The sequence below is a fragment of the Roseovarius sp. B08 genome, from assembly GCF_051417955.1.
Classification (GTDB): Bacteria; Pseudomonadota; Alphaproteobacteria; order Rhodobacterales; family Rhodobacteraceae; genus Roseovarius.
This window is the reverse complement of record NZ_JBPRLW010000001.1, coordinates 60273-83032: the sequence shown is the minus strand read 5'-3', so window position 1 is coordinate 83032 and position 22760 is coordinate 60273. Positions and strand designations below refer to the sequence as shown.

Annotated in this window: 20 protein-coding genes and 2 pseudogenes; 14 read left to right on the top strand and 8 right to left on the bottom strand. The window is 59.8% G+C overall.

The genetic code is table 11. From position 1 onward, the window contains the following. Positions 1 to 109: 109 nt before the first annotated feature. From hemJ to ACSQ76_RS00380, 7 genes and pseudogenes are all read left to right on the top strand, one after another. Positions 110 to 559 (top strand): protoporphyrinogen oxidase HemJ, encoded by a 450-nt coding sequence (hemJ, locus tag ACSQ76_RS00410; protein WP_306127247.1) that lies wholly within the window; start codon positions 110 to 112, stop codon positions 557 to 559. A gap of 125 nt (positions 560 to 684) precedes the next feature. After that, complete coding sequence (gene rho, locus ACSQ76_RS00405; protein WP_306127248.1) at positions 685 to 1956, top strand: transcription termination factor Rho; 1272 nt, start codon at positions 685 to 687, stop codon at positions 1954 to 1956. Between the two features lie 23 nt (positions 1957 to 1979). Continuing rightward, the gene (gene mnmE / locus ACSQ76_RS00400; protein WP_437155011.1) at positions 1980 to 3266 is read left to right on the top strand and encodes a tRNA uridine-5-carboxymethylaminomethyl(34) synthesis GTPase MnmE; all 1287 of its coding nucleotides are present in this window, start codon (positions 1980 to 1982) and stop codon (positions 3264 to 3266) included. Between the two features lie 4 nt (positions 3267 to 3270). Further along, positions 3271 to 5141, top strand: a pseudogene (gene mnmG, locus ACSQ76_RS00395) (tRNA uridine-5-carboxymethylaminomethyl(34) synthesis enzyme MnmG). Next, positions 5138 to 5749, top strand: a complete 612-nt coding sequence (gene rsmG, locus ACSQ76_RS00390) for a 16S rRNA (guanine(527)-N(7))-methyltransferase RsmG (protein WP_437155010.1) — start codon at positions 5138 to 5140, stop codon at positions 5747 to 5749. Before mnmG ends, rsmG begins: the two are co-directional and overlap by 4 nt. After that, on the top strand, positions 5742 to 6551 hold the full coding sequence (locus ACSQ76_RS00385; RefSeq protein ID WP_437155009.1) for a ParA family protein: 810 nt from the start codon (positions 5742 to 5744) through the stop codon (positions 6549 to 6551). The genes rsmG and ACSQ76_RS00385 overlap by 8 nt, the downstream gene beginning before the upstream one ends. A gap of 10 nt (positions 6552 to 6561) precedes the next feature. Beyond that, positions 6562 to 7461, top strand: a complete 900-nt coding sequence (locus ACSQ76_RS00380; RefSeq protein ID WP_437155008.1) for a ParB/RepB/Spo0J family partition protein — start codon at positions 6562 to 6564, stop codon at positions 7459 to 7461. Here the strand turns inward: ACSQ76_RS00380 and hemW are convergent. The 3 genes from hemW to rph are packed head-to-tail and all read right to left on the bottom strand — an operon-like array spanning position 7458 to position 9925. Continuing rightward, a complete protein-coding gene (hemW, locus tag ACSQ76_RS00375; RefSeq protein WP_437155007.1) occupies positions 7458 to 8615 on the bottom strand; it encodes a radical SAM family heme chaperone HemW in 1158 nt (385 codons plus the stop codon). The two genes, ACSQ76_RS00380 and hemW, sit on opposite strands and share 4 nt — an antisense overlap. After that, on the bottom strand, positions 8608 to 9216 hold the full coding sequence (gene rdgB, locus ACSQ76_RS00370) for an RdgB/HAM1 family non-canonical purine NTP pyrophosphatase (RefSeq protein WP_437155006.1): 609 nt from the start codon (positions 9214 to 9216) through the stop codon (positions 8608 to 8610). The genes hemW and rdgB overlap by 8 nt, the downstream gene beginning before the upstream one ends. Next, on the bottom strand, positions 9209 to 9925 hold the full coding sequence (gene rph / locus ACSQ76_RS00365) for a ribonuclease PH (protein ID WP_437155005.1): 717 nt from the start codon (positions 9923 to 9925) through the stop codon (positions 9209 to 9211). The genes rdgB and rph overlap by 8 nt, the downstream gene beginning before the upstream one ends. A gap of 147 nt (positions 9926 to 10072) precedes the next feature. Here rph and hrcA point away from each other — a divergent pair, with 147 nt between their 5' ends. Beyond that, a complete protein-coding gene (gene hrcA, locus ACSQ76_RS00360; protein WP_437158129.1) occupies positions 10073 to 11107 on the top strand; it encodes a heat-inducible transcriptional repressor HrcA in 1035 nt (344 codons plus the stop codon). Between the two features lie 9 nt (positions 11108 to 11116). Beyond that, positions 11117 to 11683 carry a nucleotide exchange factor GrpE gene (locus ACSQ76_RS00355; RefSeq protein ID WP_437155004.1) on the top strand — a complete coding sequence of 189 codons (567 nt, stop codon included), beginning with the start codon at positions 11117 to 11119 and terminating at the stop codon, positions 11681 to 11683. Between the two features lie 3 nt (positions 11684 to 11686). On the opposite strand, the gene mutS is transcribed toward ACSQ76_RS00355, so the two are convergent. Continuing rightward, positions 11687 to 14305, bottom strand: coding sequence for a DNA mismatch repair protein MutS (gene mutS, locus ACSQ76_RS00350; protein WP_437158128.1), 2619 nt, complete (start codon positions 14303 to 14305; stop codon positions 11687 to 11689). A gap of 155 nt (positions 14306 to 14460) precedes the next feature. Here mutS and ACSQ76_RS00345 point away from each other — a divergent pair, with 155 nt between their 5' ends. Further along, a complete protein-coding gene (locus tag ACSQ76_RS00345) occupies positions 14461 to 15369 on the top strand; it encodes a ribokinase (protein ID WP_437155003.1) in 909 nt (302 codons plus the stop codon). Here the strand turns inward: ACSQ76_RS00345 and msrA are convergent. Then, a complete protein-coding gene (msrA, locus tag ACSQ76_RS00340) occupies positions 15330 to 15992 on the bottom strand; it encodes a peptide-methionine (S)-S-oxide reductase MsrA (RefSeq protein WP_437155002.1) in 663 nt (220 codons plus the stop codon). The genes ACSQ76_RS00345 and msrA overlap by 40 nt on opposite strands. 181 nt (positions 15993 to 16173) lie before the next feature. Between msrA and ACSQ76_RS00335 the strand changes: the two genes are divergently transcribed. Together ACSQ76_RS00335 and ACSQ76_RS00330 are read left to right on the top strand one after the other, a co-directional pair. After that, positions 16174 to 17082, top strand: a complete 909-nt coding sequence (locus ACSQ76_RS00335; protein WP_437155001.1) for a D-amino acid aminotransferase — start codon at positions 16174 to 16176, stop codon at positions 17080 to 17082. Further along, positions 17082 to 17813 carry an HAD family hydrolase gene (locus tag ACSQ76_RS00330; protein ID WP_437155000.1) on the top strand — a complete coding sequence of 244 codons (732 nt, stop codon included), beginning with the start codon at positions 17082 to 17084 and terminating at the stop codon, positions 17811 to 17813. Before ACSQ76_RS00335 ends, ACSQ76_RS00330 begins: the two co-directional genes overlap by 1 nt. 131 nt (positions 17814 to 17944) lie before the next feature. On the opposite strand, the gene ACSQ76_RS00325 is transcribed toward ACSQ76_RS00330, so the two are convergent. Next, positions 17945 to 19171 (bottom strand): argininosuccinate synthase, encoded by a 1227-nt coding sequence (locus tag ACSQ76_RS00325; RefSeq protein ID WP_437154999.1) that lies wholly within the window; start codon positions 19169 to 19171, stop codon positions 17945 to 17947. A gap of 107 nt (positions 19172 to 19278) precedes the next feature. Between ACSQ76_RS00325 and ilvA the strand changes: the two genes are divergently transcribed. Continuing rightward, the gene (ilvA, locus tag ACSQ76_RS00320; RefSeq protein WP_437154998.1) at positions 19279 to 20541 is read left to right on the top strand and encodes a threonine ammonia-lyase IlvA; all 1263 of its coding nucleotides are present in this window, start codon (positions 19279 to 19281) and stop codon (positions 20539 to 20541) included. Here the strand turns inward: ilvA and ACSQ76_RS00315 are convergent. Continuing rightward, positions 20533 to 20865, bottom strand: coding sequence for an Hpt domain-containing protein (locus ACSQ76_RS00315; protein WP_306127264.1), 333 nt, complete (start codon positions 20863 to 20865; stop codon positions 20533 to 20535). The two genes, ilvA and ACSQ76_RS00315, sit on opposite strands and share 9 nt — an antisense overlap. 187 nt (positions 20866 to 21052) lie before the next feature. Here ACSQ76_RS00315 and ACSQ76_RS00310 point away from each other — a divergent pair. After that, positions 21053 to 22281 (top strand): annotated as a pseudogene (locus ACSQ76_RS00310) (PP2C family protein-serine/threonine phosphatase). Here ACSQ76_RS00310 and ACSQ76_RS00305 read toward each other — a convergent pair. Then, entirely contained in the window at positions 22256 to 22696 is a 441-nt protein-coding gene (locus tag ACSQ76_RS00305; protein ID WP_437154997.1) for an NUDIX hydrolase, read from the bottom strand. The pseudogene ACSQ76_RS00310 and the gene ACSQ76_RS00305 overlap by 26 nt on opposite strands. Between the last annotated feature and the right edge of the window lie 64 nt (positions 22697 to 22760).

Here is a 22760-nt window from a genome sequence, read left to right as displayed (position 1 = left end):
ATCATGTATAATTCCGTAATCCCCAGCCTGGCCTGCTCCCTACAAAATCATCATCCTTTTTCTTTCTAAATTTATTTATTAGGAGAAAGGTAGAGAGATGCGGGAAAACATGACAGACCTTCTGGCCTCGCTTTATCCATGGACGAAGGCGCTGCATATCATTGCAGTGATTTCCTGGATGGCAGGTCTTTTCTATCTTCCACGTCTTTTCGTCTATCACGCTGAGCAATCCAAGCCGGGTGACAGCCGAGACGAGGTGTTCCAAACTATGGAGCAGAAGCTTTTGCGCGTGATCATGAACCCGGCGATGATCGTGACGTGGGGGGCCGGCCTCCTGCTAGTGGCCACGCCGGGTATCGTGGACTGGAGCGCCGTGTGGCCGTATTTCAAGCTTGTGGGTGTGCTGGGCATGACCTGGTTCCATCACTGGCTGGGTCGCCAGCGCAAGGCGTTCTCAGGGGGAAGTGCCGCGCTGTCCGGTCGACAGTACCGCATGATGAACGAGGTACCGACGATCCTTATGGTGGTCATCGTCGTATCCGTCGTCGTGAAGTTCTGAGATTGACTCGCGCCAAGACTGATCCTAGGTAGCGTAAAACGGAACCCGTCCGGGTCTGCCGTCTTCCATAAGAAAATATCTGAACGGCCGCGTGCTCCACGCGTCGATTTCGCAAGGACCTATCCATGTCTGACGAACGTCTGAACCTGTCCGATCTCAAGAAGCAATCCGCCAAGGATTTGCTTTCGATGGCCGAAGAGCTGGAGATCGAGAATGCCTCGACCATGCGCAAGGGGGAGATGATGTTCCAGATCCTCCGGGAACGCGCAGACGAAGGATGGGTGGTTTATGGCGACGGAACGCTGGAGGTTCTGCAAGACGGTTTCGGCTTTCTGAGGTCGTCGGAAGCAAACTATCTTCCAGGGCCGGATGATATCTACGTTTCGCCCGATACGATCCGCAAACACTCGCTGCGGACCGGCGACACGATTGAGGGTGAGATCAAGGCGCCTGAGGAAAACGAACGGTATTTTGTACTGACATCGGTGACGCAGATCAACTTTGCCGACCCTGAAAATGCCAAGCACAAGATCGCGTTCGACAACCTGACACCGCTTTACCCCGATGAGCGGCTTCAGATGGAGATTGACGACCCGACCATCAAGGACAAGTCAGCCCGCGTCATCGACCTGGTGGCACCCATCGGCAAGGGGCAGCGATCATTGATCGTGGCGCCGCCGCGGACGGGTAAGACGGTTATCCTTCAGAACATCGCTAGCAGCATCGAGCGGAACCATCCCGAATGCTATCTGATCGTCCTTCTGATCGATGAGCGGCCCGAAGAGGTCACTGACATGCAGCGATCGGTGAAGGGCGAGGTCATCAGTTCGACCTTTGACGAGCCGGCGGGGCGGCACGTAGCGGTGGCCGAAATGGTGATCGAGAAAGCCAAGCGCTTGGTCGAGCATAAACGAGATGTTGTTATTCTTCTAGATTCGATCACAAGACTTGGTAGGGCTTATAACACTGTCGTGCCTTCCTCGGGTAAGGTTCTGACGGGCGGTGTGGATGCCAATGCCCTACAACGACCCAAGCGGTTCTTCGGTGCGGCGCGGAACATCGAGGAAGGCGGTTCGCTGACAATCATCTCCACTGCGCTGATCGATACCGGCAGCCGGATGGACGAGGTGATCTTTGAAGAATTCAAGGGCACGGGTAACTCGGAATTGGTTCTGGATCGAAAAATTGCCGACAAGCGCGTGTTCCCGGCCATCGACATCCTCAAGTCCGGTACGCGGAAAGAGGATCTGCTGATCGACAAGGTCGATCTGCAGAAAACCTACGTGCTGCGACGAATCCTGAACCCGATGGGAACGACCGATGCCATCGAGTTCCTGCTTGGCAAACTGAAGCAGACCAAGACCAATTCAGATTTCTTCGATTCCATGAACACCTGACCTGACCGTTCATCGAAAGACCCATGGATACGATCTTTGCCCTGTCGACGGCGCCCGGCAAAGCGGGCGTCGCCATCATTCGCGTTTCCGGCGCCGATGCATTTGCCGGCGTCGAAACGCTGGTGGGCAACCTTCCGTCGCCTAGGAATGCCGCGTTGCGCACGGTACGATCGCCAAGCGGAGATGTGATCGACACCGCGTTGATGTTGGTATTCAGCGAGGGACACAGTTTCACGGGTGAGCCGACGGTCGAACTTCAGTGCCACGGTTCGCCCGCGGTCGTTTCTTCAATTCTTGATCTCCTTGGACAACTCGATGGGTTTCGTCCTGCGGAGCCTGGGGAATTTACACGCCGGGCCCTTGAGAACGAGCGGCTGGATCTGTCCCAGGTCGAAGGACTTGCCGACCTGATCGACGCGGAAACCGAAGCACAGCGGCGTCAAGCACAGCGCGTCTTTTCCGGTGAGCTGGGAGAGCGGGCGGAACGATGGCGCGGCAAGTTGATCCGGGCGGCCGCACTTCTTGAGGCGACGATTGATTTTGCTGATGAAGACGTTCCCCAAGATGTGACGCCGGAAGTTGAGCAGCTATTGTCGGATGTGCGTAGTGAACTGACCGTCGAAATTGCGGGTGTTCAAACTGCAGAGCGAATTCGCCAAGGGTTTGAAGTCGCAATCATCGGGGCGCCTAACATCGGGAAGTCCACGTTGCTGAACGCCTTGGCTGGGCGTGACGCCGCGATTACGTCGGAGGTCGCGGGCACGACGCGGGACGTAATCGAGGTGCGTATGGATTTACACGGTCTTCCCGTGACCTTGCTGGATACCGCGGGGTTGAGGGATACCGAGGACACCGTCGAATCTATCGGCGTTGCGCGAGCTCGCGCCCGGGCCGAGGTAGCAGATCTTCGAATTTTTCTCGTGACGCCAGGGGAGCAACCAGACCTTGCGCCACAGCATGATGATTTGGTTCTTGTCGGAAAGGCCGACCTTTATGGACTTCCAGATAACGCCATATCCGGTGTAACTGGGCATGGCGTGGCCAGATTGGTCCAGCGGATAACGAACATCTTCTCCGACAGAACGGCACATGCAGGCGTTGCTACGCGCCTGCGTCACAAGCACTCTTTGGAAGCCGGGAGCATCTACCTGGACAACGCCATGGCTTTGTTGATCGGCGAAAATGGTGCATCGGATCTTGTGGCAGAAGAGTTGCGAAGCGCTGTGCGAGCACTTGATTCTCTGGTAGGTCGGGTAGATATCGAAAACGTTCTGGACGAGATATTCGCCAGCTTTTGCTTGGGAAAATAGCGGAGTGTTTCACGTGAAACATTTTGATGTCATCGTAATAGGGGGCGGTCATGCCGGGACCGACGCAGCGCACGCCGCTGCGCGAATGGGCGCGCGGACAGCGCTTGTGACTTTAACGAGGGCGTCAATAGGAGTTATGTCCTGCAACCCTGCGATCGGTGGGCTAGGCAAAGGTCACCTGGTACGTGAGATTGACGCCCTGGATGGCGTGATGGGGCGCATTGCTGACAAAGCCGGAATTCAATTCCGTTTGCTGAATCGTCGGAAAGGTCCCGCAGTGCAAGGCCCGCGCACGCAAGCCGACAGGAAAATCTATCGTGAGGCAATGCAAGAAGAAATCGCGACGTGTCCGAACCTGACCGTTGTCGAAGGCGAGGCTGCTGACTTTGTGTTTCAAGGCGACGCCGTTGCGGGGTCGTGTTGGCGGACGGCAGCGAGATCATGGCGCACTCCGTCGTGTTGACGACAGGGACGTTTCTGCGTGGCGTGATTCATATTGGTGATGTGTCGCGGCCTGGTGGGCGGTTGGGTGACAAGCCCTCTGTCAAACTGGCGGAGAGAATTGACGGCTTCGGATTGCCCTTGGGCCGCCTCAAGACAGGTACCCCGCCCAGGCTGAACGGAAAGACGATCGATTGGGATGGTTTGGATCTGCAGCCCGCCGATGATGATCCCGTGCTTTTCTCGTTCTTGTCGGAGAAACCGTCTGCACGGCAGGTCTCGTGCGGGATCACGCATACGAACGACAAGACCCACGAGATTATTCGCAAAAATCTTGAACGATCTGCCATGTATGGGGGCCATATCGGTGGCATTGGTCCACGGTACTGTCCATCAATCGAAGACAAGATCGTAAGATTTTCTGAAAAAAGCTCTCATCAGATCTTTCTGGAACCGGAAAGCCTGTCGGATGATGTCATCTATCCCAACGGAATTTCGACTTCTTTGCCCGAGGAAATACAACGCGACTACGTGCATTCCATCAAGGGGCTGGAGCGGGCGGAGATTCTTCAACCCGGTTACGCGATAGAGTATGACTATGTCGACCCCCGTGCGCTCGACATGTCGCTCGCCGTTCGCACCGTCCCCGGTTTGTATCTTGCCGGACAGATCAACGGCACGACGGGATACGAGGAGGCGGCCGCACAAGGTGTGGTGGCCGGTCTGAACGCCGCGCTCGCTGCGTTCGAGCGCGAACCGATCATCTTCAGCCGCTCGGAAAGCTACATTGGCGTTATGATTGACGACCTGACGACGCGAGGTGTGACGGAGCCATACAGGATGTTCACGTCTCGGGCCGAGTTCAGGCTGTCTCTGCGAGCGGACAACGCGGATCAACGACTTACGCCTATTGGAATGAGCTTGGGGTGTGTAAGGGAAGGCCGGAAGGTTGCGTTCAGTGACAAGCTCGAAAGGTTGGAGGCCGGAAAAGCGCGTGTGATAGCGACGAGCTACAGTCCGAAGCAGCTTAATGAGGCGGACATCAAGGTAAACGAGGACGGGACGAAGCGCGATGGCTTCGACTTGCTGTCGTTTCCCGATGTCAAGTTCGAGCATCTTCTCGCTTTGGACCCAACCCTCGCGGACATTGATGTGGAGATCCGTCGCCAACTCGAGCGCGATGCGCTTTACGCCAACTATATCGCGCGGCAAAAGCGCGATGTCGAGTTGATGAAGAAAGACGAACAGCACATCATCCCGGCGGACTTTGAATTTGAAGGCATTAACGGCCTGTCAAACGAATTGAAAAGCAAGCTGGATGCTGTGCGTCCGACGAACCTTTCGCAGGCCAGTCGGATCGATGGGATGACCCCGGCGGCACTAACGACCATTCTGGCAAAGCTGAGGCAGCAGAAACGGTCCAGATCAGCATGAGCAAGCTCGGCGATCTAAGTGTTTCACGTGAAACAATGGAAAAGCTGGAGCACTATGTCAACGCGCTTAAAAAATGGAATCCAAAGATCAATTTGGTCTCAAAATCAACGATCGAGGATTTATGGACGCGGCATTTCGTCGATTCTGCCCAAATTATAGAGTTCGCACCGGCGTCGGCCAAGAGTTGGGCAGATTTCGGCTCAGGGGGAGGCTTTCCGGGTCTTGTCGTAGCGATTCTGGCGAGTGAATTGCGGGAAGGGCTTTCTGTCACCCTCGTTGAATCCGATCATCGAAAATCAACTTTCCTTCGCGCCGTAGTGAGAGAGACATCAACAAACGCGACGGTTATTTCTCAACGAATCGAGGATTTGCCGCCTTTGGGCGCAAGCATCATTTCGGCCCGCGCACTGGCGGATTTGAATAAGCTTTTCTCCTTGTCGCATAGGCATTTGGAACCGCAGGGCGTCATGCTCTTTCCGAAGGGGAAAAACTGGCAGGCGGAGCTGTCCGAGGCGCAATCGAAGTGGTGTTTCGATCATGAGGTTGCTAAAAGCAAAACGAACGCACAATCCGTCATTCTACGCATTTCAGGAGTACGCCGTGCTTGATCTCACGCGCTCTGCCAAAACAAAAATCATCGCTATAGCGAACCAGAAGGGCGGTGTGGGAAAAACGACCACGACAATTAACTTGGCGGCGGCGCTTGCAGAAGAGGCTTTCAAAGTCCTTATCGTCGACCTGGATCCCCAAGGAAACGCTTCGACGGGCCTGGGAATCGAGGCAAACGAGCGCGAATACACGACCTACGAGCTGTTGCTCGAGGAAATTGAGTTGGACCAGGTGATACAGGAGACGGCCCAAGCCAACCTGAGCATCGTGCCAGCCACGGTTGACCTTAGCTCGGCAGATATGGAACTGATCTCGAACGAAAAGCGCAGCTTTCTTCTGCACGACGCCTTACGCCAGCCCGCGATGGACAATTTCGGGTTTGACTATATCCTTATCGACTGCCCGCCATCGCTCAACCTGCTGACCGTGAACGCAATGGTTGCCGCACATTCGGTTCTGGTTCCACTGCAATCGGAATTTTTCGCGCTTGAAGGTCTGTCGCAGCTCATGCTCACGGTTCGAGAGGTGCGCCAATCCGCGAATAAGGATTTGCGCATCGAGGGCGTGGTCCTGACGATGTACGATGGCAGGAATAACCTGTCGTCCCAAGTGGAACAGGATGCGCGCGACAATCTTGGGCCGCTGGTGTTTCAGACGAAGATACCGAGAAATGTCAGGGTCAGCGAAGCGCCGTCTTATGCCGTGCCGGTTCTTTCGTATGATCCGGGCTCCAAGGGGGCAGAGGCATATCGTGCCTTGGCAAGGGAGCTGGTGACCAATAACAAAAGGCAGGCAGCGTAGGGAGAGCGAAATGTCGGACAAGAAATCGAAGCGGGGCCTGGGGCGCGGGTTGTCGGCATTAATGTCGGACGTTGCAGACGCGCAGGATGCTCCCGCGGATACGACCAAGGCAGCCGACAAAACGGTTCCGATCGAGAAGATCGAGCCCAACCCGGAACAGCCTCGGCGAGACTTCGATGATTCGGCATTGCAGGATCTGGCGTCGTCGATTTCAGCCAAAGGCATCATTCAGCCTCTGATTGTCCGGCCCAGCCCACGAACAAGCGGCGCATATGAAATCGTTGCAGGTGAGCGGCGCTGGCGGGCGGCACAGTTGGCCAAGGTGCATCAGATTCCGGTCATTGTCCGAGAGTTCGACGACACCGAAGTCTTGGAAGTCGCCATTATCGAGAATATCCAGCGGGCCGATCTGAACCCGGTCGAAGAGGCGGCCGGGTACAGCCAGTTGATGGAACGGTTCGGTCATACGCAGGAGAAGCTGGCACAAGCGTTGGGCAAAAGCCGGAGTTACATTGCTAACCTTGTTCGTCTGCTCGGGCTGCCCGACGACGTTCTGACCTATCTGCGTGACGGAAGATTAAGCGCGGGCCATGCTCGGGCGTTGATCACCGCGGAGGACCCATCGGGGCTTGCTGCCCAGATCGTCAAGAAGGGTCTGTCGGTCCGCGAGACCGAGAAACTTGCGAAGAAGAGCGGGGGCAACATCTTTTCGGATGAGAGTGCGCCAAAGAAGAAACAACCCGCACAAAAGGATGCTGACACCAAGGCCTTGGAGGGCGACCTGGCGGCCAACCTCGGGATGAAAGTTGCCTTGAATCACAAGCCGGGCCGGGAAAATGGGAGCATGACCATATCCTATGAAAGCCTTGACCAGTTGGATGATCTTTGCAGGCGGCTGGCCGGAAACTAATCTTCCAGCAATTTCGCGATCACTTGATTCAGCACGAGCCGACCGCCAGGAGTGGCTGATATCCACCCGTCTCGGACGTTCAGCAAGCCGAGCTCGGTCAAATGGTCTATCTTTAATTGTGGGATCGGCTTGCCGCACAGGGCCGCGTGCCTATCCAAATCAACGCCTTCGCTGATCCGCAAACCCATCAGAAGATGTTCAGCCCCTTGATCTCCAGAACTTACTTCGTTTAATATTTTCAATGGTTTATCAGATTCCGATCGCGATAGCCATTGTTCCGGATTGGACCAAGCTTCGGTTTCATGCCGTGTGCCATTCAAAGTGATGCGACCATGAGCCCCGGGACCGATCCCGACGTAATCCCCATACCGCCAGTAAACGAGATTATGGCGCGACTCGGCCCCGGACCGCGCATGGTTTGACACCTCGTATGACTTGAAACCCGCCGCTTCGCACAGTTCCTGCGTCAACTCGTACATGTCTGCGGCAAGATCGTCGGGCGGCAGGCCACGCAATCCGCCCCTGGCGCGTCTTTGGGAAAAAACGGTGCCGGGCTCGATCGTGAGTTGATAAAGCGAGAGGTGGTCGACAGCGAGTGCAAGCGCTTCGGACAGTTCCTGGTGCCAATCCGCCAGGGTCTGATCCTGCCGCGCGTAGATCAGATCGAAACTGACCCGCGCGAAATGCGCCCGCGCGGTCTCATATGCCTTGATTGCCTCCGCGGCGGTGTGGATTCGACCAAGACGGCGCAGATCGCCGTCCCGCAGGGATTGCACCCCGAGAGAGACCCGGTTCACTCCCGACTCCGCAAAACGCGAAAAGCGGTCTGCCTCGACCGAGCCGGGATTGGCCTCGAGCGTGATTTCGATATCGTTGGCGGGCGTCCAGATCCGGCAGGCACGTTCGATGATCGCGCCTACCACTTCGGGTTGCATCAGGCTGGGCGTGCCACCGCCAAAGAAGATAGAGTTCAGAACACGCCCCGGACAACGGTCGGCATACCGGTCCAGTTCCTGCAGGTAGGCTCTCAGCCAGCGCGATTGGTCAATCTCTGCTCGCACGTGGCTGTTGAAGTCGCAGTATGGGCATTTCGCCTCGCAAAACGGCCAGTGGACATAAAGGCCGAAACCGCCTGCCTGCCAGTCCTCAGTCAAAGCAGCCCTTCACGAGTTTGGCGAACGCATCCGCGCGGTGGCTTATTCGGTTCTTATCCGTGCCATCCATTTCACCGAAAGTGACGTCATGGCCGTTCGGCTGAAAGATCGGATCGTAGCCATGGCCCTGTGCACCCCGCATGGGCCAGACGATCCGGCCCTCGACCGTCCCTGGAAAAACCTCGTCGTGCCCGTCGGGCCAGGCCATAACAAGGGTGCAGCAAAAGCGTGCGGTCCATGGTTGTTCTACACCGGTCTTCAAGAGACGATCATAAGTCTTGTTCATGGCCATCACAAAGTCGCGGCCAGTCTCCGTTTCGGCCCAATCCGCGGTATATACGCCCGGAGCGCCACCCAGCGCATCGATCTCAATGCCACTATCGTCGGACAGCGCGGGAAGGCCGGTTGCCCGGGCTGCGGCGTGGGCCTTGATCCTTGCATTGCCAATGAACGACGTCTCGGTTTCCTCGGGCTCGTCCAGCTTCATTTCTGCCGCACCCACGACCTTAACGTTATACGGCTGAAGCAACGTGGCGATCTCCTGCAGCTTGCCCCCGTTATGGGTGGCCACCAGAAGCGTATCGCCGTTGAATTTACGCATCCGCAGCCGCCTTTTGCAGTGCAACGAGTTCGCCGACGCCTTTTTCGGCCAGATCCATCAGGTTTTCCATCTGGGAGCGACTGAAGGTGGCGCCTTCTGCGCTCATCTGGACTTCGATCAGACGACCGGTCCCGGTCATGATGAAATTGCCGTCAACGCCGGCGTCGCTGTCTTCGGGGTAGTCGAGATCCAGCAACGGCTGGCCAGCGTAGATACCACAGCTGACAGCGGCAACGGGATCGACGAGAGGGTCACTGACCACATCGCCGGTCTTCATCAGCTTGTTGACCGCCAGGCGCAGTGCGACCCATCCACCAGTGATAGAGGCGCAGCGCGTGCCGCCGTCGGCTTGGATGACATCGCAATCGACGGTGATCTGGCGTTCACCCAAGGCGACACGGTCCACTCCGGCGCGCAGGCTGCGGCCGATGAGGCGCTGTATTTCGACAGTCCGACCGCCTTGCTTGCCGGCAGAGGCCTCACGTCGCATTCGCGACGTCGTGGAACGTGGAAGCATACCGTATTCCGCCGTAACCCAGCCGAGGCCGGACCCCTTGATAAAAGGCGGCACCCGATCTTCGATCGTCGCGGTACACAGAACATGGGTGTCGCCGATGCGGATCATGCAGGATCCTTCGGCATGTTTCGTTACGCCCGTCTCGATTGAAACCGCGCGCATTTCACTTAAGTCTCTTCCCGAAGGACGCATGCCTTATCTCCCTTATTGCCCGATGGAGATACAGGCGACCGAAACCCGATAGCAACCCCGATTGACCTTTTCAGCGGGCCGTTTTTAATGGCACTCCACGGGGCGACAGAAATGCAGATGGAAAACGCGCGACAGATCCTCGAAGAGATGAACGACCGCTCGCGGGAAGTGTTTCGCCGGGTTGTGGAAGGCTATCTCGCAACGGGTGATCCGGTGGGCTCGCGCACCCTGACACGCGACATGAGCGAGAAGGTTTCTGCCGCCACGATCCGGAACGTGATGCAGGATCTGGAGTATCTCGGTCTGCTGGACAGTCCGCATGTCTCCGCGGGACGGGTGCCGACACAGCAAGGGCTGAGGATGTTCGTCGACGGCCTGCTGGAGGTCAGCGACCTCGAGTTGAACGACCGGGAAAAGATCGACGCGACGCTGGGATCCAACTCCGATGATGTCAGCCTTGCGCTCGACCGAATCGGCTCTGCGCTGTCCGGAGTGACGCAAGGCGCTTCGCTGGTGCTGGCCCCGAAACACGAAGCGCCGATCAAGCATATCGAATTCGTTGCGCTGGGCCACGATAGGGCATTGGTGGTGCTGGTCTTCGGGGATGGGCATGTCGAGAACCGTATTTTCCATCCGCCTCCGGGCCAGACGCCAAGCTCGATGCGCGAGGCGGCGAATTTTCTGAATGCGCTGATCGAGGGCAAGACCCTGTCCGATGTGCAGACCGTGATTGCCCGGGAAATCGACAAACGCCGCCAGGAGATTGACGGGCTTGCGCATCAATTGGTCGAAAGTGGGCTGGCCGTATGGGAAGGCGAGGCCGACAGCTACGAACGGCTGATCGTTCGGGGCCGTTCGAATCTGATCAACTCGGAGGTAGAGCAGGAGGACCTTGACCGGATAAAGACGCTGTTCGATGACCTTGAGCGTAAGCGGGACATCGCGGAATTCCTGGAATTGACCGATCAGGGAGAAGGTGTGCGCATTTTTATCGGGTCAGAGAACAAACTTTTCTCACTTTCGGGTTCCTCTTTGGTGGTCTCTCCATATATGAACGCTGATCGTAAGATCGTGGGCGCGGTCGGTGTGATTGGCCCCACCCGCCTGAACTATGGACGCATTGTTCCAATCGTGGATTACACCGCGCAGCTTGTCGGAAAGCTGATCGCGGACCGAAAGTAGAGGATGAGCATGGCACAGTCGAAGGAAGAGCCGTTTCTGGACGACGTCGAGCAGGCTGAAGAAGAAGAGCAGGCGGCGTTGACGGAAGAAGACGCTCCGGAAAGCCTGAAGGACGAGGTCGAATCCTTGCGGGCAGAGCGGGATGCGTTCCAGGACAAGTTCATGCGCGCCCTCGCCGACGCCGAGAACGCGCGCAAGCGTGCCCAGAAGGAGCGCACCGAGGCCGAGAATTATGGCGGGTCCAAGCTTGCCCGGGATATCCTGCCGGTGTTCGACAACCTCAAACGCGCGGTCGAGACCGTGACCGAGGAGCAACGAAAGGAAGCTGCGGCCCTGATCGAGGGTATCGAGCTGACCATGCGAGAGCTGGTCAACGTTTTCTCCAAGCACGGCATCCACGTGATCGATCCGCAGGTCGGCGACAAGTTCGATCCCAAGCAGCATGAAGCGATGTTCGAAGCGCCCGTGCCCGGCACCAAGGCGGGGGAGATCATTCAGGTTTCAGCTCAGGGTTTCATGCTCTACGACCGCATCCTGCGTCCGGCGCAAGTGGGTGTATCCTCCTTCACTGGCTGAGCTTCAGGGTTTCTGCGACAGCTCCTTCAGCTCGTAGATCAGATCCAGCGCCTCTTTCGGTGTCAGATGATCGGGCAGGATTTCACCCAGCCGCTTGTCGACGGGCGAATCCTGCGGTTTCGGCTGGGGTGCCGGTTGCGGTGTCATGGCAAATAACGGCAGATCGTCGATGAAGGCCGTGCGCTTGCTTCCGCCTTCGCGTTCGCCCTTTTCAAGAGCGTCGAGCACCACGCGGGCGCGCTCGACCACCGCGGCCGGGAGCCCGGCCAGCTTGGCCACCTGCACGCCATAGCTTCGATCGGCCGCGCCGCGCCGCACCTCGTGCATGAAGATCACGTCGCCATCATGCTCCTTGACCGTGACGGTCGCATTGTCGACTCGCTCCAGCTTGTCGCTAAGCCGCGTGAGTTCGTGATAATGAGTGGCGAAAAGTGCGCGGCAGCGGTTGGTTTCATGAAGATGTTCCAATGTTGCCCAAGCGATGCTCAGCCCGTCATAAGTGGCCGTGCCACGCCCGATTTCGTCCAGGATCACCAGTGCCTTGTCATCGGCCTGATTCAGGATCGCGGCGGTTTCCACCATTTCGACCATGAAGGTCGAGCGGCCACGGGCCAGGTCATCAGAGGCACCCACGCGGCTGAACACTTGGCTGACAAGACCGATATGCGCACGCGTGGCCGGGACATAACTTCCCATCTGGGCAAGAACCGCGACAAGCGCGTTCTGGCGCAAAAAGGTCGACTTGCCCGCCATGTTCGGCCCGGTCAACAGCCAGATATCGCTGGTGTCTCCCAGCGCACAGTCATTCGCGATAAACGGCGCACCGCCCTGAGACCGAAGGGCCGCCTCGACCACCGGGTGGCGGCCTGCCTCAATGTCGAGCGCGCGGCTTTCGTCGATCCGGGGTCGGCACCAATTTTCCGATCGGGCGAGATCGGCAAGACCGGCTGCGAGGTCAAACTCCGCAAGAGACCGCGCGGCCAGTGACACCTCTCCGGATTTTGCCAGAACAGCGACTTTGAGGCTATCGTAGAGCCGCTTTTCGATCTCGAGCGCGCGACCGCCGGCATTGAGTATACGCGTTTCCATTTCGCTAAGCGGCACCGTAGTGAACCGCACCTGGTTGGCAGTGGTCTGGCGATGCTTGAAAGTTTCGTTGAGCGGTTCAGACAGCATCCTGTCGGCATGGGTTGCGGTGACTTCGACGAAATAGCCCAGCACGTTGTTGTGCTTGACCTTCAGGCTCTGGATGCCCGTCATCTTTGCATAGTCTGCCTGCATTCCGGCGATGACGCCGCGCCCTTCGTCCCGCAGTTTGCGCGCCTCGTCCAGCTCGGCATCGTAGCCATCGGCGATGAACCCTCCGTCGCGGGCGAGCAAAGGCGGCTCGGCGATCAGGGCTTCATCGAGAAGGTCGAGCAGCTCATCGTGGCCAGTCAGCGCAACAGAGACCTCCCGAAGCGGTTTTGGCAGGTCTTGCCCCTCAAGCATCCGCGCAACCTCTGCGCTTTGCGCGAGGCCGTTACGAATGGCAGCAAGATCGCGGGGCCCGCCCCGGTCTAGCCCGAGGCGCGACAAGGCGCGGTCTAGGTCGGGAACTTTGCGTAGCGTTTCGCGCAGATCCTGGGCAAACCTCGGTTTCCCAACCATGAAGTCCACGCAATCAAGCCGATCCTGAACCACGGACAGTACGCGGCTGGGGCTGGAAATGCGCCGCTCGAGCAAGCGGCCGCCGCCGGCTGTGACGGTGCGGTCGATACACGACAGCAGAGACCCCGCCCGCCCACCGGTCAGTGACTGGGTCAGTTCCAGGTTCCGGCGCGTGGCGGCGTCGATCTGCATGACGCGCGCCTCATTCTCGCGCAAGGGCTTTTGCAGGAGCGGCAGCTTTCCCTTCTGGGTGATTTCCAGGTACTCGACAATCGCGCCCATTGCGGCAATCTCGGCGCGCTCGAATTGCCCGAACGCCTCGAGCGTGTTGACGTCGAACAAGGCGCAGAGCCGCTTTTCTGCGCCCGCGCTGTCAAACGCGGAGCGGCCAAGCGGTGTGATCGAAATGCCATGTTCCTCGGCGATGTCGCGGAGGACAGCCTCGTCCCCATCGGCCACGATCAGTTCGCTGGGTGCCAGACGGGCCAGCTCGGGCGACAGGCGCGAGCCGGTCAGCGGCATGACGTGAAACGCGCCGGTCGAGATATCGACCCAGGCCAGCGCAGAGCTTTCGCGTATCTTGGCAAAGGCTGTCAGGAAGTTGTGGCGGCGTGCCTCAAGCAGGCTTTCCTCGGTCAGGGTTCCGGGCGTCACCAGGCGCACCACGTCGCGTTTGACCACGGATTTCGAGCCGCGTTTCTTGGCCTCGGCGGGGTCTTCCATCTGTTCGCAAACGGCGACGCGAAAGCCCTTGCGGATGAGTGTCAGCAGGTAGCCTTCAGAGGAATGTACGGGCACGCCGCACATCGCGATATCCTCGCCCAGATGTTTGCCGCGCTTGGTCAGCGCGATATCCAGTGCCTCGGCGGCGGCAACGGCGTCGTCGAAAAACAGCTCGTAGAAGTCACCCATCCGGTAGAACAGAAGTGCGTTCTGGTACTGCGCCTTCAGTTCCAGGTATTGCGCCATCATCGGCGTCACGGCTGTTGTCGTGGATGCCAAACTGCCCCCCATAGGCTTTGGCGGGCAGCTTACAAATCACGGGCGGGGGGTGAAAGGCAAAAGCGAAGCAAGGCTTGAAAACCACACCAAAGCGCGGCCTTAGTGCGTAGCGAGGGAGGGACAGGATGATCTTCAACCTGGGTTCGATCAATATTGACTATGTGTACGACGTACCGCACCTGCCGCAGCCAGGCGAGACGCTGGCGGCGACCTCGATGGAAACCGGGCTGGGGGGAAAAGGCGCCAATATGTCGGTGGCCATCGCCAAGGCCGGAGGAAGGGTGCGCCATATCGGCGCCGTCGGACCCGACGGTGCTTGGGCAAAAACACGGTTGGCGGAATACGGGATAGACATCGAGTACATAGCAGATGCCGAGATCCCGACAGGACATGCGATCATCAATGTCGACCGCCAAGGAGAAAATGCCATCGTGATTTTCCCGGGCGCGAACCACAGGCAATCGGACCGGGCAATTGCCGCGTCACTGGACGATGCGCGCGAGGGTGACCTTCTGGTGTTTCAGAACGAAACCAACGGTAAGGAATTTGCCGTGGCGCAGGCTCGAAAAAGAGGATTGCAAGTGATGTATGTACCGGCGCCCTACGACGAAAACACGGTCGAGAATTTCCTTTCACAGACGCATATCCTGGTGCTGAACGAGATGGAGTTCGGCCAGATGATGCAGGCCACCGGGCGGGACATCACAACGCTTGGGGTGGAAACCATCGTCGTGACACGCGGTGCGGCAGGGGCCGTGCTACTGGAAGAAAGTGCGGGCTGGTCGGAACGAAACTTCCCGGCACCGAAGGTCGACGCGGTCGATACGACAGGCGCCGGCGATACGTTCGCGGGCTATTTTGCCGCCGGATTGGACGCCGGGCTGCCGGCCGAACAGGCAGTTGAGCGCGCCGTCTGCGCCTCGGCGTTGAAGGTCACACGCCGCGGGACGACAGAGGCGATCCCGTCGCTGGCGGAGGTTCATGCCTTCTGGGGTCAGGACCCGATAAACGGTGCGTCGTCGCCCCAAATCTGACGGATGCGTGCGTCGCGGCCACACGCCTCGCGATAAGCCTTGTAGGCCTTGGCCTGGGTTTTCGGACCGAAGCGCGTGATGATCAGGCGGTCCCCCTTGTAGTAATCCTGGTGATACTCCTCCGCTTCATAGAAATCCGAGGCGGGCAGGATCGGCGTGACGATATCTTGGCTTAGGGCGGCGGCGGCCTTGGCCTTGGCTGTCTTTGCCGCCTCTTCCTCGGCCGCACCATCGACAAAGATCGCGGTGCGGTAACTGTCGCCCCGGTCGCAGAACTGGCCGCCGGCGTCGGTCGGGTCGACCGAGCGGAAGAAGAGCGACAACAGCTCTTCACGGCTGACCTGCGCGGGATCGTATTCGATCTGCACCGCCTCGTAATGGCCCGTGCCGCCGCGCACGACCTGTTTGTAGGTCGGGTTTTCCACGGTGCCGCCGGTGTATCCCGAGATGACCTCGCTGACGCCCTCGACGGATTCGAAATCCGCCTCGACGCACCAGAAACAGCCGCCGGCCACCGTCAGGGTTTCGGTTTCGGCGGCCTTGGCGGCGTTGGTCTGGACACCGAAGCCGACGGCGATGGATATGGCGAGCACGGTCGCCTTGATGTTCCGCAGGTAATTCATGGCGCAGCCTCCTTTTGCCTAGGGTCAAACTGCCGCGCATGCACGACTGTTCCAACTCACCACCGCGTGAGGTCACGGGCCGGTGATGCGAATTTACCCCTTGGCATCGAAATTGCCTGTTCCTAGCGTGTGCTGAAACAAATCGCGCGGCGGTTTGTAACAAAGCGAAAGGGCTACGGGCATGGCAGAGCATCAGACGACACACCAGGCGGAAGAGGATGCGCGGAACGAAGAGGTCCTGATCTGGCTGAACGGGCGGATCGTGCCGAGGGCAGAAGCGCTTGTCAGTGTCTATGACAGCGGCTTCATGCTGGGCGACGGGGTGTGGGAAGGTCTGCGTCTGTATGACGGGACGTGGGCCTTTGTCGAAGAGCATCTTGATCGGTTATTCGAGGCGGCGAAGGCCATCGACCTGGATATCGGCCTGTCGCGCGAGGAGGTGCTGCAGGCGCTTCTGGATACCCAGTCTGCCAACGAGATGACGACGGATGCGCACGCACGCCTGATGGTGACGCGGGGCATCAAGACCCGGCCGTTCCAGCACCCAAGCCTGTCGCGGCAGGGGCCGACGATCACGATCATCATGGAGCATTCACGCCCCAAGATCGCGCGGCCCATACGATTGGCCACGGTGCCGCATATCCGGGGCCTGCCGATGACGCAGGACCCGAAGCTGAATTCCCATTCCAAGCTCAACTGCATCCTGGCCTGCATCGCCGCGGAAAAAGCGGGTGCGGACGAAGCCCTGATGCTGGATGTGCATGGTTTCGTGAACACTACTAATGCCTGCAACTTCTTTATCGTTCGTAAAGGGGCCGTTTGGACCTCGACCGGGGATTATTGCATGAACGGGATCACGCGGCAGAAAGTCATCGATCTATGTCGGGAATACGACATCCCGGTTTTCGAGCGGAATTACTCGTTGGTGGATACCTATGGTGCCGACGAGGCGTTTCTGACCGGCACGTTCGGCGCGCAGACGCCGGTGAGCGAGATCGACGGCCGGCCGATTGGCGATGGCGAGGCCGGGCCGGTGACGCAGCGAATACAGTCGCTCTACAAGGACCTGATCGCGAAGGAATGCGCCTGATGCGGATCGCGATGTGGTCGGGGCCGCGGAACCTGTCGACGGCGATGATGTATGCCTTCGCGGCGCGCGGCGATTGCGCGGTGATCGACGAGCCGTTCTATGCCGCCTACCTGACGAAGACGGGTCTGGAGCATCCCATGCGGGACGAGATCATTGCCTCGCAGCCAAGTGAGCCGGCAAATGTTGTGGCCGGTCTGATGGGGCCTATCCCACAGGGAAAGCAGCATTTTTACCACAAGCACATGGCGCAGCACATGATAGACGGCGTGCCGCGCGACTGGATCCGGGACGTGGTGAACGTGTTCCTGATCCGCCATCCGGCGCGGGTGGTGGCGAGCTTCTCGGCCAAGTATGAAAAGCCCACGCTGGACGATATCGGGTTTCGTCAGCAGGCGGAGTTGTTCGACCAGGTCAAGGCGCTGGGCGGCGATCCGGTGGTGATCGACAGCGCTGATATCCGGCGCGATCCCGAGGGTCTCTTGCGGGCCTTGTGCGACCGGATCGGGTTGGACTGGACGCCGGACATGCTGCGCTGGCCCAAGGGCGGGCACGCGGATGATGGGGTCTGGGCCAGCCACTGGTACGGGGCTGTGCACGGCTCGACCGGGTTCGCATCGGCCGAGGGAGAGGTGCCGGAACTGACGGGCTGGAAGGCTGATTTGTCCGCCGCCGCGATGCCCTATTACGAGGCGTTGCGCGGGGAAGCGGTTAAGGCACCGTTGGAGGGTTAACGGGCGAATCAGGGTCGAAAATAGCACGTCGGTATCGCGTCGGTATTTCAGTGGTATTCCGACGGTGCCATTTTCGCTGGACTCCGTGGTGAACGGGCCGAACGTTCGTCGGCCCGTTTGGGCCGCCTTGCTTAACCTTTCAGGCGGCGGTTGCGGGCAGCCAGAAGTTTCAGACGCAGCGCATTCAGCTGGATGAAGCCGGCGGCGTCTTTCTGGTCGTAGGCGCCGGCGTCTTCCTCGAAGGTCACGTGGGCCTCGGAATAGAGCGAGTGATCGGACCAGCGACCGACGCAGTTGACCGACCCCTTGTAGAGTTTCAGCCGGACGGTGCCGGTGACGTGTTCCTGGCTTTTGTCGATGGCAGCTTGCAGCATCTCGCGCTCGGGGCTGAACCAGAAGCCGTTGTAGATGAGTTCGGCGTAGCGGGGCATCAGGCTGTCCTTGAGGTGGCCCGCGCCGCTGTCGAGGGTGATCTGTTCGATGCCGCGATGGGCCTCGAGCAGGACGGTGCCGCCGGGGGTCTCGTAGATGCCGCGGGATTTCATGCCGACGAAGCGGTTTTCCACGAAGTCGAGCCGGCCGATACCGTGCTTACCGCCCAGCTCGTTCAGCTTGGTCAGGATCGTGGCGGGCGACATCGCCTCGCCGTTGATCGACACGGCGTCGCCCTTTTCGAACCCGATCTCGACGAGTTCGGGGACGTCGGGCGCATCCTCGGGATTGGTGGTGCGCTGGTAGACGTAGTCGGGCGCAGGTTCAGCCGGGTCTTCCAGCACCTTGCCCTCGGAGGAAGTGTGCAGGAGGTTGGCGTCGACGCTGAACGGGGCCTCACCGCGCTTGTCCTTGGCGATTGGGATCTGGTTCTTCTCGGCGAATTCCAGAAGGCGGGTGCGCGAGGTCAGATCCCATTCCCGCCAAGGGGCGATGACCTTGATATCGGGGTTGAGCGCGTAGGCGGCCAACTCGAACCGGACCTGGTCATTGCCCTTGCCGGTGGCGCCGTGGGCGACGGCATCGGCGCCGGTCTCGGCGGCGATCTCGACAAGGCGCTTGGAAATGAGCGGGCGCGCGATGGAGGTGCCGAGCAGGTACTGGCCCTCGTAGAGGGCGTTGGCGCGGAACATCGGGAAGACGAAATCGCGGACGAATTCCTCGCGGATATCCTCGATGTAGATATTGTCGGGGTCGATGCCCAGAAGCTCGGCTTTCTTGCGGGCCGGATCGAGCTCTTCGCCCTGGCCGAGATCGGCGGTAAAGGTCACGACCTCGCAGCCATATTCGGTTTGCAGCCACTTGAGGATGATCGACGTATCGAGGCCGCCGGAATAGGCCAGCACGACTTTCTTGGGCGCGGTCATCTTGGTACCCCTTTGCATGATGTTGCAGGGGCGATTACCGGGTTTTCACAGGCGGGGCAAGGCGGCGGAGGCTTGCCACGCGGGCCGCGATGGGCGAAGGACGAGGCATGAGCGATTTCAGAACCCAAGCCCGGGCCGCCGAGGCCGAAATGCGGCACGTCTTCGAGCCGACGCCGTTGCAGCGCAATGCGCACCTGTCCGAGAAGTACGGCGCGGAGGTGTATCTGAAGCGCGAGGATCTGAGCCCGGTGCGCAGCTACAAGCTGCGCGGGGCGTTCAACGCGATGCGCAAGGTGATGGCCGCGGGCGAGGATGCTCCGGTATTCGTTTGTGCCAGCGCGGGCAACCATGCGCAGGGCGTGGCGTTCATGTGCCGGCATTTTGGGGTGAAGGGCGTGATCTTCATGCCGGTGACGACGCCACAGCAGAAGATCGGGCAGACGCGCAAGTTTGGCGGCGATGCAGTGACGATCCGCATGGTTGGAGACTATTTCGACGATACGCTGGCGCAGGCGCAGGGATATTGTGCGGAAGTGGGCGGGCATTTTCTGTCGCCTTTCGATGATGAGGACGTGATCGAAGGGCAAGCCTCGGTCGCGGTGGAGATCGAGGCGCAATTGGGCGCGGTGGAGATCGAGGCGCAATTGGGCGCGGTGCCTGACCGGATCGTTTTGCCGGTAGGTGGCGGAGGATTGTCGTCGGGCGTGCGCAGTTACTTCGGGCCGGAGGCGAACATGGTGTTCGTGGAGCCGGTGGGCGGTGCTTGTCTTGCGGCTGCGGTGGAAGCCGGGGAGCCTGTGCGGCTGAAATCCGTGAACACCTTTGCCGACGGGGCGGCGGTGGCACAGATCGGGGCGCGGACGTTTGAACGGTTGCGCGATGTAAATCCGGCCAACGTGATTGCCGTCGCCGAGGATCGGGTCTGCACGACGATGCTGGAGATGTTGAACATCGAAGGCACGGTTCTGGAACCGGCAGGCGCGTTGGCGGTGGATGCGTTGAAGGACCTAGATGTGATCCCAGGCGAGACGATCGTGTGCGTGACCTCGGGTGGGAATTTCGATTTCGAACGCCTTCCGGAGGTAAAGGAACGGGCGCAGCGGTTCGCCGGGCTGAAGAAATACTTCGTGCTGCGGATGCCGCAGCGGCCCGGGGCGCTGAAGGATTTCCTCACGATCCTGGGGCCGGACGACGATATCGCGCGGTTTGAGTACCTGAAGAAATCTGCGCGCAACTTTGGGTCTGTCCTGATCGGGATCGAGACCAGTGACGCGGCCAATTTCGAGCGGATCGAGGCGGAGATGACCGCCGGCGGATTCGAGCACCGCGACATCACCAGTGACCAGATCCTTGCGGAATTCCTAATCTGAGGTGAGGCGGGGCAGTTCGCCCAGGAACTCGGTCTTGGACGAGGTGTAGGTCTCGACGATATGGGCAAGGTCGATATCCGTGGCGTCGCCGCGCGCGGCCGTGAGCTCGCCATCCTTGCAGAGCCTGGAAAAATCGTCGAAGCCGAGGTTGAGGGCGCTGCCCTTGAGGAAATGCAGCTTGGCCTCGAGCGTTTCGGGCGCGGGATTGGCGCGGAGTTCCGCGATCTCTTCCTCGACCTCCTCGAGGAAGATCTCGACCACCTCGTCGAAATCTTCGGCCCCGATTTCGTCGCGCAGCTGGGTGACGCGGTTCCAATCGATCATGGCATCCTCCTTTGTCCCGGACGCTAGGCGTGGCGGGATTAAGGGTGGGTGAAGGATGGGGGCGAATTAGACGGCATTTTAGGCTTCACACGGCATTAAGAGGCGCGTGGTTACATATGGGCGAAAACACATAGGCAAGACCGTGTCGGCCCACCCCAGCAAGGCGCCAGATCCGCCGCCCGATCAGATGAGCATACGCCGTGTGCTGGTTGTCGACGACAGCCGGTTGCAGCGGCGTATCATCAACGCGGCCCTGTCGCGGCTGGGGCTGGACGTGGTCGAGGCCGGATCGGGCACCGAGGCGCTTGCCATTTGCGAAGCGGCGCCGCCGGACCTTGTGATCAGTGACTGGATGATGCCGGGGATGAACGGGCTGGAACTGTGCCGCGCCTTCCGGGCGCTGCCGCGGGAGGATTACGGGTATTTCATCCTTGTCACCTCGAAAAGCGAGAAGGAAGAGGTGGCGCTGGGCCTGGATGCCGGGGCGGACGATTTCCTGACCAAGCCGATCAATCCCGGTGAGTTGCGCGCGCGGATCGCGGCGGGGGACCGGATCGTGCGGATGCAGCGGGAGCTGAGCGAGACAAACCGGCTGGTGCTCGAAACGCTAGAAGAGCTGCAGATCCTTTACGATTCGCTCGACAATGATCTGATCGAGGCGAAAAAGCTGCAACAGTCCCTGATATCAGAGCGGTTCAGGGACTTTGGGCCGGCGCAGGTGTCGTTGCTGTTGCGCTCGGCGGCGCATGTGGGGGTGACCTTGTGGGGGTCTTTCCGGTCAGCGAGACGCGGATCGGTCTTTATGCGATCGACGTGTCGGGGCATGGCGTGAGTTCGGCGCTGATGACCGCAAGGCTGGCGGGGTACCTTTCGGCCACGTCACCCGAGCAGAACGTGGCGCTGGCGCATGGCCCGGACGGGTTTCTGCCTCGGCCGCCCGACGAGGTGCTGGCGGACCTGAACCAGATGTTTCTGAGTGAAATAGAGACTGAGTTGTACTTCACGATGTTGCTGGCCGATGCGGATCTGGCGACCGGGCGCGTGATCATGGCACAGGCGGGGCATCCGAGCCCGGCCATCCAGCGCGCTGATGGGCGGGTCGAGATCGAAGGCCCCGGGGGATTGCCCGTAGGCCTGATCGACGGCGCAACCTATGAACGGTTCGACGTGCAGCTTTGTCCCGGTGATCGGTTGTTCCTGCATTCCGACGGGGTGGACGAATGCGCGGATGGCACGGGCACGCTGTTGGGCGAGGACGGTGTGCGGCGCATTCTACAGGAGCTGCGGCAGACCGAAGGCATGGCGTTTCTGGAGTCGGTGATCTGGAAGCTGGCGGAGTATGCCGGGCGGGACGATTTCGACGATGACGTGTCGGTGGCGTTGCTGGAGTTCAAGCCAGTCGGAAAAGCGCCCTGACGAAATGCCTGTCGCCCGGATTGCCGACGTGACGCGCGGCGGTTTCGGGATCGGCGAAAAAGGCGGTATGGCCCGGCTCGGACGGTGCGGAGAGCGGCCGGACGGGGCGGGCGTGGTAGATGATGCAAATCTTGTCGGCCCAGAGATCGTATTCCGGCATGTAGACGAAGCGGCGGAACGCGCCCAGCCGCCAGGGCGCGGCAATGCGCCAGCCGGTTTCCTCGAACACTTCGCGGTGCAGGGCTTGCAGGGGCGATTCGCCGGGGTCGATGCCGCCGCCGGGCAATTGCATCTCGGGCTTGGGCTCTTCCTGCCAGGTGAGCAGGAGTTTTCCGTTGCGCGGCAGGATGGCATAGGCGCCGGGGCGCGGGGTGTAGCGGATATCTGGCCGTGGCGGCTTGCCGAAGCGTCGCATGGTGCGGCCCCCCTTGGAGTATGCCTTGTTGCGCATATATAGTCGCGATATGCCAAGAACGGGC

Coding starts and splice junctions, on each gene's coding strand:
- ACSQ76_RS00305 (WP_437154997.1), bottom strand. CDS start 22,696: ATGCGACGCTTCGGCAAGCCGCCACGGCCAGATATCCGCTACACCCCG.
- ACSQ76_RS00315 (WP_306127264.1), bottom strand. CDS start 20,865: ATGATCGATTGGAACCGCGTCACCCAGCTGCGCGACGAAATCGGGGCC.
- mutS (WP_437158128.1), bottom strand. CDS start 14,305: ATGATGGCGCAATACCTGGAACTGAAGGCGCAGTACCAGAACGCACTT.
- ACSQ76_RS00325 (WP_437154999.1), bottom strand. CDS start 19,171: ATGACCGCGCCCAAGAAAGTCGTGCTGGCCTATTCCGGCGGCCTCGAT.
- hrcA (WP_437158129.1), top strand. CDS start 10,073: ATGAACGACCGCTCGCGGGAAGTGTTTCGCCGGGTTGTGGAAGGCTAT.
- ACSQ76_RS00345 (WP_437155003.1), top strand. CDS start 14,461: ATGATCTTCAACCTGGGTTCGATCAATATTGACTATGTGTACGACGTA.
- ilvA (WP_437154998.1), top strand. CDS start 19,279: ATGAGCGATTTCAGAACCCAAGCCCGGGCCGCCGAGGCCGAAATGCGG.
- ACSQ76_RS00335 (WP_437155001.1), top strand. CDS start 16,174: ATGGCAGAGCATCAGACGACACACCAGGCGGAAGAGGATGCGCGGAAC.
- mnmE (WP_437155011.1), top strand. CDS start 1,980: ATGGATACGATCTTTGCCCTGTCGACGGCGCCCGGCAAAGCGGGCGTC.
- rph (WP_437155005.1), bottom strand. CDS start 9,925: ATGCGTCCTTCGGGAAGAGACTTAAGTGAAATGCGCGCGGTTTCAATC.
- ACSQ76_RS00380 (WP_437155008.1), top strand. CDS start 6,562: ATGTCGGACAAGAAATCGAAGCGGGGCCTGGGGCGCGGGTTGTCGGCA.
- msrA (WP_437155002.1), bottom strand. CDS start 15,992: ATGAATTACCTGCGGAACATCAAGGCGACCGTGCTCGCCATATCCATC.
- ACSQ76_RS00355 (WP_437155004.1), top strand. CDS start 11,117: ATGGCACAGTCGAAGGAAGAGCCGTTTCTGGACGACGTCGAGCAGGCT.
- ACSQ76_RS00330 (WP_437155000.1), top strand. CDS start 17,082: ATGCGGATCGCGATGTGGTCGGGGCCGCGGAACCTGTCGACGGCGATG.
- hemJ (WP_306127247.1), top strand. CDS start 110: ATGACAGACCTTCTGGCCTCGCTTTATCCATGGACGAAGGCGCTGCAT.
- rho (WP_306127248.1), top strand. CDS start 685: ATGTCTGACGAACGTCTGAACCTGTCCGATCTCAAGAAGCAATCCGCC.
- rdgB (WP_437155006.1), bottom strand. CDS start 9,216: ATGCGTAAATTCAACGGCGATACGCTTCTGGTGGCCACCCATAACGGG.
- rsmG (WP_437155010.1), top strand. CDS start 5,138: ATGAGCAAGCTCGGCGATCTAAGTGTTTCACGTGAAACAATGGAAAAG.